Origin of the sequence: Fuerstiella marisgermanici, from assembly GCF_001983935.1 — a bacterium.
In the GTDB taxonomy this organism is placed as follows: domain Bacteria; phylum Planctomycetota; class Planctomycetia; order Planctomycetales; family Planctomycetaceae; genus Fuerstiella; species Fuerstiella marisgermanici.
On the sequence record NZ_CP017641.1, the window covers coordinates 8195519 to 8213313 of the forward strand.

The following is a 17795-nucleotide window of genomic DNA, read 5'->3' on the forward strand; positions in this document are numbered from 1 at the left end:
ATGTTTTCAGTATTCGGCGGTCTCCACGTGGTGAAGTTTCCTGCGATAGGTTTCTGGGTGCCTGGATGGTGTGTTAACGGTTAACAAGGCCCGTGAGACGACCGGCTGTTCTCAATCAGGACCAGGTGCTCACGCCCCACGACTACGCGCCGGTAATCGTGAGCCTGTTCGTAAACGCTGATGACGCGACGCAGGCAGCATGTGCAGGTGATCGAACGGATGTCGTCGTTGGAAAAATCACTGATGAATTCGTGAGCTTCCTTCGAGCGATCGTTACGAATCAGGAGGCCCGCCAGGCCGACTCGATAACGGGTGCAGTCCGGGGCGAGTTCAACGGCTTTGCGAGCCAACTGTTCGACCTCGTCGTCTGGTCCGCCGCAGCGACCGATGTAGTAGCCCATGTCATACCACGTTTGAGCGTAGTTCGGTTTCTTATCGGCAGCCTGACGGCAGGCCCGAATCGCCAGGTCCGGTCGATCGGCTTGATCCAGTCCGATTCCCACCTGCAACAGTAAAGGGACAGGAACGTCGGCGGTGTCCAGCAGTTCGGTCAGCAGGTCCGACGATAGCTGCAGCTTGCCAAGTTTTCCGTACCCATGAGCCAGGCAGACCTGAGCCGCCAGTCTTAGCGGAACGGCCATTGATGCGGATTCCAGACTGTCGACTGAATCCTGATACCGGCCCGCCGAGTACTGAATCAGGCCATTCAGTTCCAATGTTCTGGCATCGTCGCTGTCGATCGCCAGGCATTCCTGGATCAGATCCACCGCCTGCGGCAAGTTGCCTGATTCATAGTGTCCCTGACACAATTCGCGAAGCTGAGCGGCTTCTTCACGGACATTCATTCCTTCGTTTCCTTTCCCTGCAGGTCAATTGCGGATTCGTTTATTGATTGTCATCAACACTACTAAGAACAGATGTTCGCTGAGCGAATGTTGCGGTCAGCAGTGCGTCTACTTTTTTGATGCCTGCCTGGTTGCCAGTTCGAAGTTGACATAGTTCTCTGTCGAATCGGCTGAAATCGTGGCGGTCAACTTCGACCGCACGTTGTACTTGGTCGGAATATCCATGGGCGTGACGTCGATGCGTTTCCGAACGTTGCCGTCGCGAGTGGCTTCGAACTGCTCTAATTCCAGTCCCACCGGATGGATTTCGACGCGAGCTTCGCCTTTCAGCGGACCGTTTTGATCAGTGAAGGAATACCAACCGTTGACAATCTCGGCTGCTGCCTTCACCTGCCCATCGCCTTGATCCGTGATGAAAATGATTCGCCCGGCCGGCAGCAGTTCACCGTTTAGCGTCACGCTGCCGTCAACGGCCACGCGAACGCCTCGCGAGTCTTCTCTGGCATCACCGAAGCCCAACGTTGTGACACAAAATAGCCCTACGGCAAATGTATAGACGCAGACATGCAGTCGTCGCAAGCTGAGGCTTAGGCGTGCAGCCATTGATGGGGCACTCATCTTAGAACTCCCCCACAACGTTGCCATCAGCGCGAGCCGCTAGGTTGTCGAGCGTTTCTGCGTTAATGTTTTCACTGACAAATCGGCATGAGCCATCGCCGAGCAGGAACTGTGCGCCGCCGACGTGATCACTTCGCCAGGTCTCGCGGTTTGCGTTCAGGTTCACATTGAAGTCACCGGATGTGCTGCCGAGCCCGACGCCCGGATACCCAGGTGCCCAGCGATGGGCGCCCCATCGACTTTCACCTGCCAACGGCGGACAGGTGAATGCCGACCACAGGTAGTCTTCCAGTTGAAAATTAAACTCACCAACCATAATCGTGTTTGTGGTGCCGTCGGTTACGTCGCGAATCCTGACCGGGCGGGGAGCGGAAAAGCCGTCGTAGCCTGAGAACATTCCATCACTGGCCGTTGCCGCGCCGTTGTGAGTTCCCATGGACATGCCATAGCTGCTGGGGGCACCCGGCTCGTCGCACACCTCTTCCGGCACGGCACGCTTCAACACCATTGTCGGGCACAAATAGGCGGGCACCATCGTGTTGATGGCGTCGCGATTATTTGCATGGGTGTAGTACACGTCGAAGTCGTAAAGGTCCTGCAGATTGGCCTGATCCAAATACGGCAGAACGGCGACAAGTGGGCCATAAATCTGACTGTTGGCTCCCATCGGAAATGTCGTATAGACGTCGTGGTAGTTGTGCAGCGCGAAACCAATCTGCTTCAGATTGTTCTTGCACTGCGTTCGTCGAGCCGCTTCGCGAGCTTGTTGGACAGCTGGCAGCAGCAATGAAATGAGGATTGCGATGATCGCAATCACGACGAGCAGTTCGGTGAGCGTAAAGCCGCGCTGGCTTTGAAAAGGGGCGCGCGTGCGCATGGCAGTCTTCCTTGTGTAGACAGACCAGATGAAAAGAACGCCACCACACCGTGAGGTGGCGAAGTCTTTCCGAGCGTGGCTGGCTATACGTGGAAGCACGGGTGAACTGAATCACCACAAACTGGCTTGCTGCGGCCTCGGACACGAGTCTCTGTTGATATTGAGACTCCGTCGCATCAGGTTAGCAGTGTCGTCAAAGCATGCAAGTCGAACTCCCAACAAATTACTGCAGTTCCGCCATTTGGCATCCACCCCACACCAGTTCGCCCTTCGGCCAACCTCGCGAGCAACAAACTATCACCAGTTAGTCGCGTCACATTCCTGCTTCAAATGCGACTCAGGCTCCGCTGCATCAGCACACGGGCTAGTCGATCTGGCTCCTGTGAACTGGCCCCAAGAATCAGGCATTCCAGTGGCCATGCAAATGCCGTTCGCGATTGGAAAGGCGAGCCCTTCTGCGGCTGTCGAGAGGCTTTGATGCGTGTCTCGATCTCACTGGACGGCACTCGTGCGCCTTTTGAAACGCCTGCTAACCGCCATTGCCTAACTTCATAAGGCTTAGATCGTAGCCCACCACCGCTCAAGCTGAACTCCAGCCTGTCGCCCGCAGCGGGAACCACGAGGGGCGTGGGGTTCTGGGATGGCTCAGTACACTTACGGAGCTGGCTCGAGACGTGTAGATTGTTGGTCAATCGATTAGGTTTATCACAAACACGACGCTCGCCCTTTTAACCGCCCTCCCCTGTTTCATAGCAAGGCACGCCCGATGTCCCTTCATAAAAAGACCGTTCCGGTTCTCGCCTTCTGCGTTCTTTCGACTGTCACCACCAGTTTTGGTTTTGCGGACGACGAGTATTCTGAAAATCCAGGCACTGAAGGCAACGGGGATTTTACGATCGGACCGGACTACCGTGCGGATCCGGATCTGACTGACAAAGGGAACCCGAAGGGCAAGTCGTTTGAGTTCTCGATGCCGTTGGCAGACAGCAAGATCTATCGTGGCGATGATTCGACGCTCGACCCAAAGAAACCGGTGCGCAAAGAACGAAAGATCTTTGTTTACATACCGGCTGCCTACAAGGATGGCGACGAAGCACCGATTTTGGTGATGCACGACGGTCCGAGTCGCCTGAAGCTGGTGCAAAACGCTTTGGACAATCTGACGATTTCCGAAGACGCTGATCGCAGGTTGCCCGCATTTATTGCGATCGCTGTTCAGAATGGTGGGAACGACAGCTACGGTAGCCAGCGAGGTCTTGAGTACGACACGATGTCTGATCGACTCGCCCGCTTCATCAACGATGAAGTGTTGCCGGCCGTGCTCAGCAATCCTGCCATTAAGACGGCTTATCCAAAGATTGCCTTTACCAATAATCCGTGGGGCAAAGCGGCCATGGGATGCAGTTCCGGAGGCGCCGCAGCCTTAACGATGGGATGGTTTCGTCCCGATCTGTTTCGACGGTTGATTACCTATTCGGGAACATTCGTTGATCAGCAGGACGACGACGCGGCCGAAGAAAAGACTTATCCTCTTGGTGCATGGGAATATCACTCCAGCATGAGGCTGATCGAAAACACGGACAAGAAACCGCTGCGAATTTTTACTCACGTATCCGAACACGACAACCGGGCGAAAGATCCCGAAAGCACCTATCACAACTGGGTGATGGCCAACAAGCGAACGGCCGCTGCACTCAAGGCAAAGGGATACGACTACCGCTTTGTATTCAGCAAGGCAACACGACACTGTGACGGTAAAGTGTTCGAACAAACGCTGGCCGACACACTGGTCTGGATGTGGCGCGGGTACCACGCCGACAAGTGATCATTACGTTCGATTGAATGAGTACCCGTCGCGAAACACACTCTACAGAGAAGCTCAACCAATGAAGCTCCAAATCGTTCCAAGATACATCCTGAAGTTCGTCCTCTGCATGCCGACGCTTTCCACTTATGTGTTGGCACAATCAGATCCGTTGCCGCGGAGCACGCCGGAAGCTCAGGGAGTTTCTTCAGCTCAGATTCGTGAATTCATTGAAGCGGCGGACAAGCAGGTGGATTCGATGCACAGCTTCATGCTGGTGCGGCAAGGGCACGTTGTGGCGGAAGCATGGTGGGCTCCGGAATCTGCCGACAAACCGCACGTACTTTGGTCGCTTAGCAAGAGCTTCACATCCACCGCTGTTGGATTGGCAGTGGAAGAAGGAAAATTGAGTATCGACGATCGCGTGCTGAAATTCTTTCCGGAAGATGCCCCGGCGAAACCATCGAATAACCTGAAGGCGATGCGCATCCGCGACCTGCTGACAATGAATGCCGGTCACCAGAATGAACTCAATTGGCGCGAAGCTGATCATTGGGCGAAGGCTTTTCTGGCTCATCCCGTGCCACACAAACCGGGCACGCACTTTCGCTACAATACTCCGGCGACGTACATGCTGTCCGCAATCGTGCAGAAGGTCACCGGAGAAACAGTGCTCGACTACCTGACGCCGCGCTTGTTCGAACCGCTCGGTATTCAGAAGCCGAAATGGGACACCAGCCCGCAGGGAATTTCGATTGGCGGTTACGGTTTGTATCTCCGCACCGAAGACATCGCAAAGTTTGGCCAGTTGTATCTTCAGAAGGGCCAGTGGAACGGGAAGCAACTGATCCCCGCCGAATGGATTGAACAGGCAACTTCGAAGCAGGTATCGAACGGCAGCGATCCCACCAGGGACTGGGACCAGGGTTACGGTTTTCAGTTCTGGCGATGCCGGCACAACGCTTACCGAGGCGATGGGAAAGACGGGCAATTCTGCATTGTGTTGCCCGATCACGATACAGTGATCGCCATCACTGCCAACACCCGCGACATGCAGGGCGAACTGAATGTCGTGTGGGATAAACTGCTGCCCGCATTCCGCGACCAGCCTCTCGACGACGCCCCCGACCAGTTGGCCAAACTGAAAGCAACGATCGCAGCACTCAAAGCGACGCGCTAATCTTTCTTCGGGTGATGTATTGCCTTCTCGCGAAGGAAAATGTCGCGACGTTGGCTATGCTATTGATCCCTGAAACTGGTCTGCCAAATTTCTCGCGCCCTCCCCACCCGCCTTTTCGAGTCCCGCCATGATCTATCGTCACGCATTCGTTCTCATATTTTTGTCGCTATTTAACGCGGCCACGCTGTCCGCGGACGACTTTCCAAAGCCATTCAACACTGAAAAATCGCCTGCCAAACTGACGACTCCACAGGATGCGTTAAACGGGATGACGGTTCCCGAAGGCTTCGAAGTCAGTCTGTTTGCGGCAGAACCGGATGTCAATCAGCCGATCGCGCTGGCCACCGATGACCGTGGACGGCTGTGGGTCGCAGAGAACTATACATACTCAGAAAGTGCGACCAACTACGACGATCAGATGCGAGATCGAGTCGTCATTTTGGAAGACGCGGACGGTGATGGCAGCTTCGACAAACGAACGGTGTTCTGGGATCAGGGACGGCGTCTGACCAGTGTGGAAGTCGGCCACGGCGGAGTTTGGGTGCTGGACGCGCCGAACCTGTTGTTCATTCCTGACGCCAACAAGGACGACGTGCCTGATGGTGAACCTGTTGTCATGCTTGACGGCTGGGACGACAACGCCGCTCGGCACACGATCGTGAACGGTTTGCGGTGGGGGCCCGACGGTTGGCTGTACGGTCGCAACGGCATCATGGCGATTTCAAATGTTGGAATTCCGGGTGCGACTGCCGATCAACGGACTCAAATCGACTGCGGCATCTGGCGGTTTCATCCCACGCGCCGAAAGTTCGAAGTCGTGTGCGTCGGCACAACCAATCCGTGGGGCATGGATTGGGACGAAAACGGTCAGATGTTCTTTATCAACACCGTGATCGGCCATCTATGGCACGTCGTTCCGGGAGCTCGATTTCGCCGAATGTACGGCGAGCATTTCAACCCGCACACGTACGGCATCATTGAACAGACGGCCGACCATTTTCATTGGGACACCAAAGAGCTGTGGCACGACATCCGCAAAGATGGCAAAACGATCATGACGAAAACGACTGATCAGGCTGGCGGCGGACACGCTCATTGCGGAATGACCATTCTGCAGGGGCAACCGTTTCCTGAGGAACTTCACGGTTCTGTTCTGGCGCTGAACCTGCACGGTCGGCGAATCAATCGAGACACGCTGCATCGTCACGGAGCCACCTATACGGCAAAGCATGCTCCCGATTTTTTGAAAGTTGCGGACCCGTGGTACCGCGGTGTGGAAATCATCTGTGGGCGAGTCGGCGAAGTCTTCATCGCTGACTGGTCGGACGTCGGCGAATGCCATGAGAACGACGGAATTCACCGGACCTCGGGACGCATCTACCGCCTGACCGTCGCAGGCGACCCATCAAAACATCGCCCCAACGTTGGACCAGCAGATCAGCTCACTAGTCAGCAACTGGCGGAACTCGTGGCATCCGATTGGGAATGGCTGTCGCGCAAGTGTTTGCTGGAACTGGCCGAACGAACGGCCGCCGGCCAGGACATGTCGACAACGCATGACTACCTGACAACGAAATTCCATTCGAACGAATCAGAACAAAGTCGGCTTCGGCGGCTGTGGGCTTTGAACGCGACTGGTGGAACCAATCAGCAACTGCTTCTCGATAGTCTCGACGATACCAGTGAGCACGTCCTCTGCTGGGCGATTCGCTTTCTGACGGAAGATGAGTCTCTTGCAAAGTCCGCTCTACCAAAGTTCGCCTCTATGGCTAAAAACGACGAATCCGGTTTGGTGCTGACATGGCTGGCGTCCGCCCTGCAAAGTCTGCGACACGAAGACCGCTGGCCGATCGCGCAGGCTTTGGCCAGTCATGGTAAATACGCAGATGACCGAGTTCTGCCACTCATGGTGTGGTACGGCGTCGAACCAGCCGTGCTGGCGAATCCCGATCAGGCGATCGAACTGGCGCTGTCGAGCAAGCTGCCGATCGTGCGAGAGTATATTGCTCGCCGAATCACGCTGGAAATCGAACGGCAGCCGACCATCATCGAACAATTGCTGCAGCGTTCTTCGCAGCAAACCGTCGATGATACTGCCGTGGCAGACATACTGCGCGGCATGACGGAAGCGCTGCGAGGCTGGCGAAAAGCAACGCCCGTGAAAGGCTGGGACACGTTTGCGAAGGCCAACTCAAGTAACGGCAATGCGGAAGTCCGCCGGCTAAACCGCGAACTTTCGTTGGTCTTCGGCGACGGTCGAGCTCTGGACGAACTTCGCAAAATCGCTGCCGACGGCGGTGCTGATTTGTCTGAACGCCGCGCGGCGATCCGTGCACTCGTACTTGCGCGAGACAAAGACGTCGTGAAGTTGCTGCAGGCGTTGCTGGGAAATCGGGACATGTCGCGAGACGCCATCAACGGTTTGGCGGCGTTCGGCCACGAAGAAACACCCCAACTGCTGGTCTCAAAATTCGGCAGCTTCAACGTCACCGCAAAACAGGCAGCCATCACAACGCTTGTGTCGCGGCCGCAGTTCGCCAGCGTACTGCTGGATGCGGTCACGGATGGAAAGATTGACCGCTCGCAGCTGTCAGCATTCCAGCTTCGTCAAATGCAGAATTCCGGCAATAGCGGACTCAGCCAACGAGTTGCCGACATGTGGCCGGAATTGGCGGAACAATCTAAGGAGAAAACAGCGCACATCGCGGAACTCAGAACCATGCTGACTGCGGACACGATTGCCAAAGCAGACACTTCTGCGGGACGCGCTTTGTTCAACAAGTCGTGTGCCAGCTGCCACACGCTGTTTGGCGAAGGCAAAAAAATCGCGCCGGATCTCACCGGGGCTCAAAGAAATAACCTGAACTACTTGTTGGAAAACATCGTCGATCCCAGTGCGACGGTATCAAAGAATTTCAAGCTGACCGTCGCCCTGCTGGAAGATGGCCGCGTGCTGAACGGCGTCGTTGTGGGGAATTCCGAAAAGACGCTGACACTGCAGACCGCGACTGATCAGGTTGTTGTGCAACGTGATGAAGTGGAAGAGCTGATCGAGTCGCCCGTATCGATGATGCCAGACAAGCTTTTGAACGTGCTGACTGATGAGCAGGTGCAAAACCTGATCGCCTACCTGATGTCACCGACTCAAGTGCCGCTGCCGGAGTGAAATGATGGCAGTCAGGCCACTCCTCGATCGATTCCCAACCTTTGTGCGAGGGGCGTCGATCGTGTCGGACTCAAGTTCGAGGGGAAGTCTGGCACACTGTTTGAAACATTCCCCACACCGGACAGCCAAGGACGTTAACCCAATTCTGAATGAGAACCACCCTTGTCTGTTTTAGCCTGACGTTATTCGCGTCCGTTGTTCAAGCTCAGAGTATGAAAAGCAACATTCCGTACGGCGACGCGCACGAGCGCCAGGTACTGGACGTCTATGCTCCGAAAGGCCCGAAGGGTTTGCCGGTGATTTGTGGATTCATGGCAGAGGCTGAACTACGCACAAGGAATGTGTCTTAGGTCCGCTTGCCCGTCATTAATCGTTTAAAGCGGATGGCTTGGGACTCAACAGATCTCTGAGATGTCTTCGTCGTTGTAAGTGTCAGTGTTGTCTTTGGTGCGAACTTAATTCTTTGGGCGTGGTCTGAGGAACAGGACGAAGAGATAAGTAACGGCCTCTGTCGTTTCGCTCGATTTCAATAGTTCAGCGATGAGCCAGTTGGCTGCCTTACGTGACCGTAATCGATGGAATTAGGCAGCGTTCAATCCGTCGGTCCGGCAAAGCTGTCCTCAACTCCTGTAGCATTTTATCGTCACACATCAGCTCACGTCGTCTGCCATTTGTAGCTTCAACTTGTGATTCGAAAAATCTGTGAACCCGACCATCGACCGCCGGGACAGAACGGAATCTGGTCACTCAATCGGCTGGCCGCTCGCTGATTTTTCGATCGGCGTGGCGTCCTGTTGAGGCAGCGCGTGCATGAGAGCGAGTGTTGCCCAGCAGGCGGCGGTTGTGGAGATGAATTGATCCTTTCCGTGCGGGTACCCGGTTTCGAAGTAGATTTGAAACGGTTTACTGCGCGACTTTACGTGCCATGACCCGTCGTCCAGTTGATGTTTGAGTAGGTACTCAAGGCCGTCACGATACACGGCATTGCTTGACTGAATCCCGCCCTCGGACAGCGCGTATAGAACGGTTGCCGTCGCGTAGGCATCGCTTTGCATTTCCGGAAGCTGCGCCCAGCCGCCGTCGGCCCGCTGTTGCGCGATAAGCTCGGCGGTCAGCTTCTCGGATCGATCATCCAGACCAACGTAAGGCAGCGAAACTAGCCGGAACACACGATCTTCAGTGTCTTCCGGCTGAGCGTTTTCGAACCACTTTGCCGCGTTCGCCCTGGCTGCGGCCACTCTCGGTTCGTGCGCGTCTCGGCCAAACGCCTCGATTACTCGGAGGGCCAGATAGCTCGCCGCGAAGTCGCTTTTTTCGGATGGAGGCCTGTTGCTGGAGCACGGCCACATGCCGTTTTCGTTCTGCTTGCCCAACAGGTAGTCGACGACTGGATCTGTGATGTCATCAGCTTTGCGTTCGCCCGCTTCCAGCCCCCATAGTGCCCACCCGGCTGTGTCGACCTGGCCGCCGGTCCCCCGGCCGTCAGCAAACCGTTTCCTCGAGCGCTTTAGCTGGGCGTAGGTGTGGTCGAGTTGTCGGTTCAGGTTCTCACTGTCGATGTGAAAACCGTGCTTCAGGGCTTCTGCAAACACGACGGCGGGCATCGCGTGGCCGTGACACGTGAAGCACCGGCGCTGTCGTGCGGTTTCGGCCGATGCGGTCTCAAGCAGCGGCAAAGCTCGTTCGACAGCACTGTGAACGCGGGCCGAGAAGTCCGGTGTTTCTTCGGCCAACAGGCAACGGTCGCCGGCGCAGAAAAAGCCGAAGCTCGCAATGATGACGGCGACTGTTCGAAACATGCTCAGCTCCTGCGTTCTGGTTTCTGTCTCAAGCCCTTTGACCGTCGATGGAGCACGCTGAGTGTTCCATGTTGAGTCCACACGCCCAGAACCGTTGGCTAACGGCTCACCCGGCCCAGAACGTTGACTTGTTCGGTGCCTTATATCGTACTTTCATGTCCGGCGTTGCGAACGGCGCCTGACCCGCATGAAGACTCTCCACTCCTCCGATCACCATCCCGGATGTCAGCAGTGTTCGTTCAATAGGGTACGGCGTTTTCTTTTCGATGACTGTCGTTTCGATGTGATTGGCGAGCGGGTTGAAGAAGTCTGCGGTTGTCGAACCATGTCCTGGCATCGGCAGGTACATCTGACACGAGACGATCTCGCCGCTCTCGAGCATGCCCGCGTAGTTGAAATCACGAATGCCGGTCAGCAGCATCGTGGTACGGAAGCCGTCAAGGTGCTCAATGATGTACCCAACGGCCTGCGGGAACACGTTGCGAGCCCAATCAAATGTTACGCGATCCGCGGGGAAACCTGTTTCCACGGGAAGGTTGTGGCTTCGTGTTAAAGCGGACACGATTAGCTCGCGCGTGGTCTCACAGTCAGATTCACTAAGCCGTGCCCAGAGCTTTTCGTCACGCAATGCATGCACCTGTTTGATGCCGGTTTCACCGCCGCGTCGGCGTTCGGACATGCACTGCGCGGTTTCCAGTGCGTGAATGTCGTAGCTATCAATCCCGCCATAAGCGACGGAAACGCTTTCCTTCAGCGCGGCGTTATATGGCATGTCGATGGATGGCATTCGGCGAGTCACCGGCAACGACGATCCGGCAAGGAAAGCGAAGTCAAGGCGTTTGGAGTCTTCGACCATTTCAACGCACTCATCCCATTTTGTGGATAGGTGCTTATCGTTGAAGACGGGAACGCTGCGTCCGCTGTCTGCGAAAACCTTCACCACCTGCTTAAACCAATCGTAGCGAGGGTATCTTTTTTGCCCTTTGTCGTTGGAAGGGTAATCGCCGTGTTCGCCAATAATGACGACTCCATCAACGGCAAGTTTTTCTCCACCACAAGTGAGCGCTTCTGCGATAGATGGATATTGCTTCAGTTTGTGCCGAGCAATTCGACCCATGGCGAGATCGTCTTCCGGGAATTGATCCACGTATACAGAAGCGACCTCGATGCGAGGTTCCTGCCAACCGCCGTTCCATGTGTAGCCGAGGGTATGGCGATCCAGAAAATGCTGGGCGTGTGAGTGTTCTTTGACAACGGTACCCAAAAATGCAACTCGGGGTTTCGCTGATCTTTGCTGCGTTGTGACCGCGTGCAGCGGGTTGGTCACCATCGTGGCGGCCGTGCCTGCGGCAGCGGCAAGAAAATGGCGTCGATCAAGTTTCATGGTTTCAATCCTGTTTGAATTCGTTTGCGTAAATGCGAGCGCTGAGTCCGCTCACCCTTCCCACGCAGATCCGTCCCACGCGATGACGCGGTCCAGCATACTGGTGACATCTTTTGCGAAACAGGCTAACAGCCCGTCGCCTTTTTTGACCGTCGCCGCAGATGGGATTCCGACGTGTCCCGGTTTAGAACGGTCCGGCATAATCCAGCCTCGATTGGCCGGAAGGAATGGATTCCCTGGCATGACGTCGGCACAGTCCTGATAGTCACCGACCAAATGGGGCGCGATGGACAGCATCATTGATGTTTCCCATTCCCCGGCATGCCCCATCTCTTCCTGTTGCAAGTCAGCAACGAATTCTCGCGGCTCACTGCCGAGCAGCCAGTATGTGCCGAACAACAGCAGTAGATCAGAACGGTCGCGGTAACGCTGTCGCAATTCAAACACCGCCTGGCGGCCCGGGACGTCGTTTCCGCCGTGCCCATTGATGAACACGATGCTGGTGAATCCGTGAGTGATGAAGTTGTCCGCCAGGCCGCACAATAGGTCGAGATACAAACGGGGATCGGCAGATACCGTTCCGGGAAAGTCCATGTGGTGATGCGAATTTCCCAGCCACATCAGCGGTGCGACCAATATCTTGTCGCCCAGCGTTTCGTGGGCTCGCTGCACAACTTCCGTTGCCAGCATGCTATCCGTGAACAGTGGCATGTGATGTCCATGCTGTTCCATCGCCGCAACGGGAATCACGACTGGCGTGTTCCGGCTGAGATCACGAACGTCGGGCCATTTAAGTTCGGCAAGATGCATGGCAATGTCTTTGTCTGGAGAATTTGTCGGTCACCGAGTATGTCAGAAACGCTGCAAAAACCAACTCCGCCGATCCGGAAACGCGTCGGGGAATCCTGTCGCCGGCACGACGCGCGTCTATGAAAAGGTCTTACGCGTGACATGGCACCGGGCGAGAGTAAGATAAGTTTGCCGATGTGCAGCACCTTTGCCGACGGTTGGCATTTCGTTTTGCACAATTGGGTAGACGGCGTTGGTTCCGTCACGTGACATTGATCTGAGCGTTAATAATATCCCTCGTCAATCTTATCGGAGATCGCCATGCAAGAGTCCGCGACAAAGGCTACTCGCCGTTCCTTTCTTCAGACGGCCGCGACCACTGGTGCCGCAGCGATGGCACCGATGTTTATTCCCGCATCGGTACTTGGCCGAAATGGTGCGGTGGCCCCGAGCGAGCGAGTGATCGTGGCGGGCATTGGGATCGGTCGACGCGGTGGCTATGACCTCAGCTGCTTTCTGCCTCAAAAAGATGTGCAGTTTGTGGCTGTGGCAGACATCAAAAAGAAACGCCAGGGCGAAGTGAAGGCGATCGTCGACAAGCACTACGGCAATGAGAAGTGTGAAACCTATCGGGACTTCCGCGATGTTCTCGACCGCAGCGATATCGATGCTGTTCTGATTGCGACCGGGCCGAACTGGCACGCCACAGCAGCGATGACCGCTGCCAAAGCTGGTAAGGATATGTACTGTGAAAAACCGGTCACGAAAAACATCAGCCAGAGTCTAATTCTGGCAGACACGATGCGTCGTACCGGTCGCATCTTTCAGGCGGGCACTCAGCGCCGCAACCTTCCTCACTTCGCCTTTGCCTGCGAATTGGCTCGCACAGGAAAACTCGGGAAACTGAAACGAGTGTACGCTCACCCTGCCGGAATGCAGGCTTTGATGAGTGGCTGGCTGGTGCCGGAAACCGCACCCGACCCGGATGTCGTCGACTGGGACATGTATCTTGGGCCTGCGGCATGGCGTCCATACAACCCCAAATTGCTGGACGGTTTTAACTTCGAAAAGGGGGGCGGTTTTGTTGGCGCGTTCAACGGTGGCGGAGTGCTGGAATGGGGGTCGCACTGTGTCGATCTTTGCCAGTGGGCCGTCGACGATTGTTTGCCTCCCGTGGAGTACAACGCTCCGAAGAACGGAGAATTGATGGCTCGGTATGAAAACGGCACGGAGCTGATCTTCCGCGAAAAGGGATGGATTCCACTGGGTTCCTGCCCCGTGCGATTCGAAGGAGAAACTGGCTGGGTGGAAGCCGGAGACAGCGGCAAGATGGTGTTAAGTTCGCCGGAACTGCTGGCCGGTCGTGACGTGGAAGAAATCGGCGGCTATCCCGCGACCTTCCATGTTCGTGACTTCCTTGATTGTGTGAAGACGCGTCGGCAGCCCAGAGGGAATGCTCAGGCCGCCTGCAACGCCCACATTGCCTGCCACGCCGCGAACATCGCGCTGACGCTGGATCGTACGGTGAACTTTGACAACGCGACAAATTCCTTCGTGAATGATGAGGCGGCGAATCGTCTGAGATCAGAAGCATTGCGAGAACCGTGGCGGCTGTAATCGCGAATTTCGGTTAGACCCGCGTGCTTCGTGATCCATCCATCTCAACAAACTCAGGGGCCAGGCCCCTGCGCCGTCATAGGAATACACAATGAACAAGATTCAATATTCAACCCTGCTAATTGTCTTCATCGTTGCTTCGGTCGTTGCCGTAAATTCGGCGCAGGCCGATGAAGCGCCTGCGAAGGAAGCTGAATTTTTGGCCGTACTTCGATCTGATGTTGCAGATTCGGAAAAGGCGTTGGCCTGTAAGAGCCTGGCGATCTATGGATCGGCGGCGGCCGTGGCCGATCTGGCCAAACTATTGCCACACGAACGGCTTTCATCGTGGGCTCGAATCGCCCTGGAAGCCATTCCCGGTTCAGAATCTGACGCTGCACTGCGAACGGCAGCCGGTTCTTTAAACGGTCGGCTACTGATCGGCATGATCAATTCCATCGGTGTGCGCGGCGACGCTGACGCGGTTGATCTTCTGGCTCAACGATTGAAGGATTCTGACGCTCAAGTCGCTTCGGCGGCGGCTGTTGCTTTGGGAAAAATCGGAAACGCGGCCGCAACTCTGACCCTGCGAACGGCGTTGGCAGGCGCGCCGGAAGAAGTTCGATCTGCTGTTGCCGAAGGTTGCGTGTTGTGTGCTGAGCGGGCGCACAATGCTGGTGAGTTATCGGATGCCGTGGAAATCTTTGACGAAGTGCGCGCTGCCGATGTGCCGTTGCAGCGAGTTATCGAAGCGACTCGAGGGGCCATTTTGGCTCGACAGCAGGACGGGATTCCTTTGCTGATGGAGACACTGAATTCGGACAACAAGAGTCTGTTTCAATTGGCATTGGGGACGGTTCGTGAATTTCCAGGAGCAGAAATCGACAAGGTGCTGGCGAAGTCATTTAGCCAGGCTGCTCCAGCGCGAGCCGCCTTGATCATTCAGGCGATGTCGGATCGTGTCGACACGGTCGATCTGACTGTTGTTTTGCAGGCTGCAGAAAACGGAAACAACGTTGTACGCCTGTCTGCCATCGATGCTCTGCAACGCATCGGTGATGATTCGTGCCTGGAATTGCTGCTGAAGATCGCGCTGAATGATGATGAGGAACTGGCGAACGCTGCGAAGGAGACACTGGCTGTTCTGCCGGGAGAAAGTGTCGACGGGGAAATCGGAGTTAAGCTGCCGACGGCTTCCGGCGAGCGTTACAAGCTGCTACTGCAGTTGGTGGCTCAGCGTCGAATCGTTTCTGAAGTGGCTGAGGTGGAAAAGGCCCTCGAACATTCTGACGCGTCTGTGCGGCAAGCGGGTTTTGAGGCTTTGGGCGAAATCGTTTCGCTGCAGAGATTGCCAATTTTGGTTTCGCAGGTCGTCCGTCCGTCACATTCAGAAGACGCGGACGTCGCGGAACTGGCACTAAAGACTGCCAGCGTCCGCATGCCTGATCGAGAAGCGTGCGCCAGTGAGCTCGCGAAAGCACTCGGTTCCGCACCGTTGGTTGCGAAAGTGAAATTGCTGGAAATCATCAGCAACGTCGGCGGCAAAACGGCGTTGGCAACTTTGGCGTCGACCGCTGTTGATAAAGAGGACGCTATGCAGGACGCCGCCAGTCGACTTCTGGGCAAATGGAACGGCGTGGAAGCCGCACCTGTTTTGCTGGACCTGTCGAAGAACGCACCGGCCGAAAAGTACCGCGTGCGCGCACTTCGCGGCTACATCGGCCTCGCTCGGAAGTTTGCAATGCCGGAAAAGCAAAGAGCGAAGATGTGCGAGAACGCGGTGACGGGAACCAATCGAACGTCTGAACGCAAACTCGTTCTTGACGTGCTGAAGTTGCATCCGAGTATTGATGGGTTGGAGTTGGCGACCAGAATGAGCCGACAGTTGCCGAGCCTGAAGACTGATGCTTCCGCTGCTGCTTTGGTGATTGGTCAGAAACTGGAGGCCAAGGGCGTCGATGTGTCTAAGCTGATGAGTGGTGTCGGTTTGGAAAAGGTGAAGCTTGAAATCATCAGTGCGACATATGGGGCCGGAAATCGGCAGAAGGATGTTACTGACGCAATCCGCAAACTTGCGGGAGACCTTCCGCTCATTACGCTGACCCACAAGAGTTACAACGACAGCTTTGGAGGCGACCCGGCATCTGGCGTGGTGAAGCAGCTGAAGATTGAGTATCGCATGGACGGGAAAAAGGGGACGGCGTCGTTCCCGGAGAACGCTTTGATCGTGCTACCTGTGCCGAAATCGTAATCGGTTGACGGCGGGCATCATCGTTGGACGCTGTGTCGAACCAGTTTACGAAAGAATCTCCTTTACAACGTGTCCGTGGACATCGGTTAATCGGCGATCGATCCCGCTTTGCCGAAAGGTCAGGCGTTTGTGGTCGATGCCCAATAGATGTAAGACGGTTGCGTGGAAATCGTAGCAGTACGTTTTACCTTCTTCGGCCTTGTAGCCCCAGTCGTCGCTTTGGCCGTAGCTGGTGCCGGCTTTGATTCCAGCTCCGGCCAGCCATGTGACGAAGGAGCCGCCGTTGTGGTCTCGCCCGTCACCTCCCTGAGCAAACGGAGTGCGACCAAATTCGGTGGTCCAGATTAGCAGCGTGTCTTCGAATAACCCGCGAGCTTTCAGATCTCGCAGTAGTGCGGCGATTGGTTGATCGACGGAAGCCGCGATGGGGGGAAGTTCTTTGGGAATGCTGCCGTGATTGTCCCAGTTACCGGTGGCTCCCTGCGGACCGCTCCACACCTGGACGAAACGAGTTCCTCGCTCCACAAGGCGTCGAGCCAACAGGCAGCGTCGCGCAAAGTCTTCGGTAACCGGATTATCGGTGCCGTATGCTTTGTGAGTTTCCGCTGTTTCTTTGTTCGTGTCGAAAGCTTCCGGCGCAGACAACTGCAGCTTTGCGGCAAGTTCATAAGATCGAATGCGCGATTCCAGCTGAGAATCATCGGGGTTGATCGCAGCGTGTTCGGTGTTCAGCTTATTGAGCAGTTCGAACCCCTCAGCGTCAGCTTCGCGAGTTGCAAATGCGTGTTTTGGATCCGGGAAGAGGTCACGCACTGTCTTATCACCGTTGGCTTGAATGACGGTGCCCTGGTGCACGGCGGGCAGGAAGCCGGATGAAAACGGTCCTTTTTGGTTGTACGGCAGCCCCTTCGCATCGGGTAGCACAACGAACGTGGGCAGGTTGTCGGTGAGATTTCCCAGGCCGTATGAAATCCACGCTCCCATCGATGGAAAGCCGGGCAGCACGAATCCCGAATTCATCATATACGTCGCGGGGCCGTGTACGTTTGTCTTCGATTGCATGGCCATCAAAAAGGCCATCTCGTCCACGACTTCGGCCTGATGCGGAAACACGCTGCTGACCCATTGGCCGCATTCGCCATGTTGCTTGAACGCAAACGGACTCTTCATAATGGCGCCCGCTGGTGCAGTGAAACCTTCGGGCTTTTCTTTGGGGCCGAGTTTCTGCCCGTGCAGGCGTTCCAGTTCGGGTTTGTAGTCAAACGTGTCCATGGGGCTGGCGCCGCCTGTCATGAACAGTTGAATAATTCGCTTTACCTTGGCCGGGTGATGCAGGCCTCCGTTGAATTCCTGTGTCGGCTGAACACTCTGCGCTGACACGGCATCCTGAGCAAGCATCTGCGCGGCGGCGAGACCACCGAATCCGCCACCGATGTTCCATAGAAACTGCCGTCGCGGGTGTTGCATGGTGTTCGGGCATTCGTTG

Annotated in this window: 12 protein-coding genes; 5 read left to right on the forward strand and 7 right to left on the reverse strand. The window is 55.8% G+C overall.

What is annotated here, in order from left to right; genetic code table 11:
* Positions 1 to 80 precede the first annotated feature (80 nt).
* From Fuma_RS30975 to Fuma_RS30985, 3 genes are all read right to left on the reverse strand, one after another.
* Entirely contained in the window at positions 81 to 845 is a 765-nt protein-coding gene (locus Fuma_RS30975) for a tetratricopeptide repeat protein (protein ID WP_077027524.1), read from the reverse strand.
* Between the two features lie 108 nt (positions 846 to 953).
* A complete protein-coding gene (locus Fuma_RS30980; protein ID WP_145944476.1) occupies positions 954 to 1463 on the reverse strand; it encodes a hypothetical protein in 510 nt (169 codons plus the stop codon).
* 1 nt (position 1464) lies between these two features.
* Positions 1465 to 2340, reverse strand: a complete 876-nt coding sequence (locus tag Fuma_RS30985; protein WP_077027526.1) for a DUF1559 domain-containing protein — start codon at positions 2338 to 2340, stop codon at positions 1465 to 1467.
* 766 nt (positions 2341 to 3106) lie between these two features.
* Between Fuma_RS30985 and Fuma_RS30990 the strand changes: the two genes are divergently transcribed.
* From Fuma_RS30990 to Fuma_RS31000, 3 genes are all read left to right on the forward strand, one after another.
* Positions 3107 to 4165 (forward strand): alpha/beta hydrolase, encoded by a 1059-nt coding sequence (locus Fuma_RS30990; protein WP_099091837.1) that lies wholly within the window; start codon positions 3107 to 3109, stop codon positions 4163 to 4165.
* 61 nt (positions 4166 to 4226) lie between these two features.
* Positions 4227 to 5324 (forward strand): serine hydrolase domain-containing protein, encoded by a 1098-nt coding sequence (locus Fuma_RS30995; protein WP_083732453.1) that lies wholly within the window; start codon positions 4227 to 4229, stop codon positions 5322 to 5324.
* 127 nt (positions 5325 to 5451) lie between these two features.
* Positions 5452 to 8490, forward strand: coding sequence for a PVC-type heme-binding CxxCH protein (locus Fuma_RS31000; RefSeq protein ID WP_077027527.1), 3039 nt, complete (start codon positions 5452 to 5454; stop codon positions 8488 to 8490).
* A gap of 743 nt (positions 8491 to 9233) precedes the next feature.
* Here the strand turns inward: Fuma_RS31000 and Fuma_RS31010 are convergent.
* The 3 genes from Fuma_RS31010 to Fuma_RS31020 all read right to left on the reverse strand — a co-directional run bounded on the left by Fuma_RS31010 (position 9234) and on the right by Fuma_RS31020 (position 12483).
* Positions 9234 to 10289: a prenyltransferase/squalene oxidase repeat-containing protein gene (locus Fuma_RS31010; protein ID WP_077027529.1), complete on the reverse strand. Its 1056-nt coding sequence runs from the start codon at positions 10287 to 10289 to the stop codon at positions 9234 to 9236.
* Between the two features lie 106 nt (positions 10290 to 10395).
* Positions 10396 to 11673 carry a hypothetical protein gene (locus Fuma_RS31015; protein ID WP_077027530.1) on the reverse strand — a complete coding sequence of 426 codons (1278 nt, stop codon included), beginning with the start codon at positions 11671 to 11673 and terminating at the stop codon, positions 10396 to 10398.
* Between the two features lie 51 nt (positions 11674 to 11724).
* Complete coding sequence (locus Fuma_RS31020; protein WP_077027531.1) at positions 11725 to 12483, reverse strand: creatininase family protein; 759 nt, start codon at positions 12481 to 12483, stop codon at positions 11725 to 11727.
* Between the two features lie 300 nt (positions 12484 to 12783).
* Here Fuma_RS31020 and Fuma_RS31025 point away from each other — a divergent pair, with 300 nt between their 5' ends.
* Positions 12784 to 14079 (forward strand): Gfo/Idh/MocA family protein, encoded by a 1296-nt coding sequence (locus tag Fuma_RS31025; protein WP_077027532.1) that lies wholly within the window; start codon positions 12784 to 12786, stop codon positions 14077 to 14079.
* Positions 14080 to 14170: 91 nt separating this feature from the next.
* Positions 14171 to 16309 carry a HEAT repeat domain-containing protein gene (locus Fuma_RS31030; protein ID WP_077027533.1) on the forward strand — a complete coding sequence of 713 codons (2139 nt, stop codon included), beginning with the start codon at positions 14171 to 14173 and terminating at the stop codon, positions 16307 to 16309.
* Positions 16310 to 16354: 45 nt separating this feature from the next.
* On the opposite strand, the gene Fuma_RS31035 is transcribed toward Fuma_RS31030, so the two are convergent.
* The gene (locus Fuma_RS31035; protein WP_077027534.1) at positions 16355 to 17776 is read right to left on the reverse strand and encodes a DUF1501 domain-containing protein; all 1422 of its coding nucleotides are present in this window, start codon (positions 17774 to 17776) and stop codon (positions 16355 to 16357) included.
* Between the last annotated feature and the right edge of the window lie 19 nt (positions 17777 to 17795).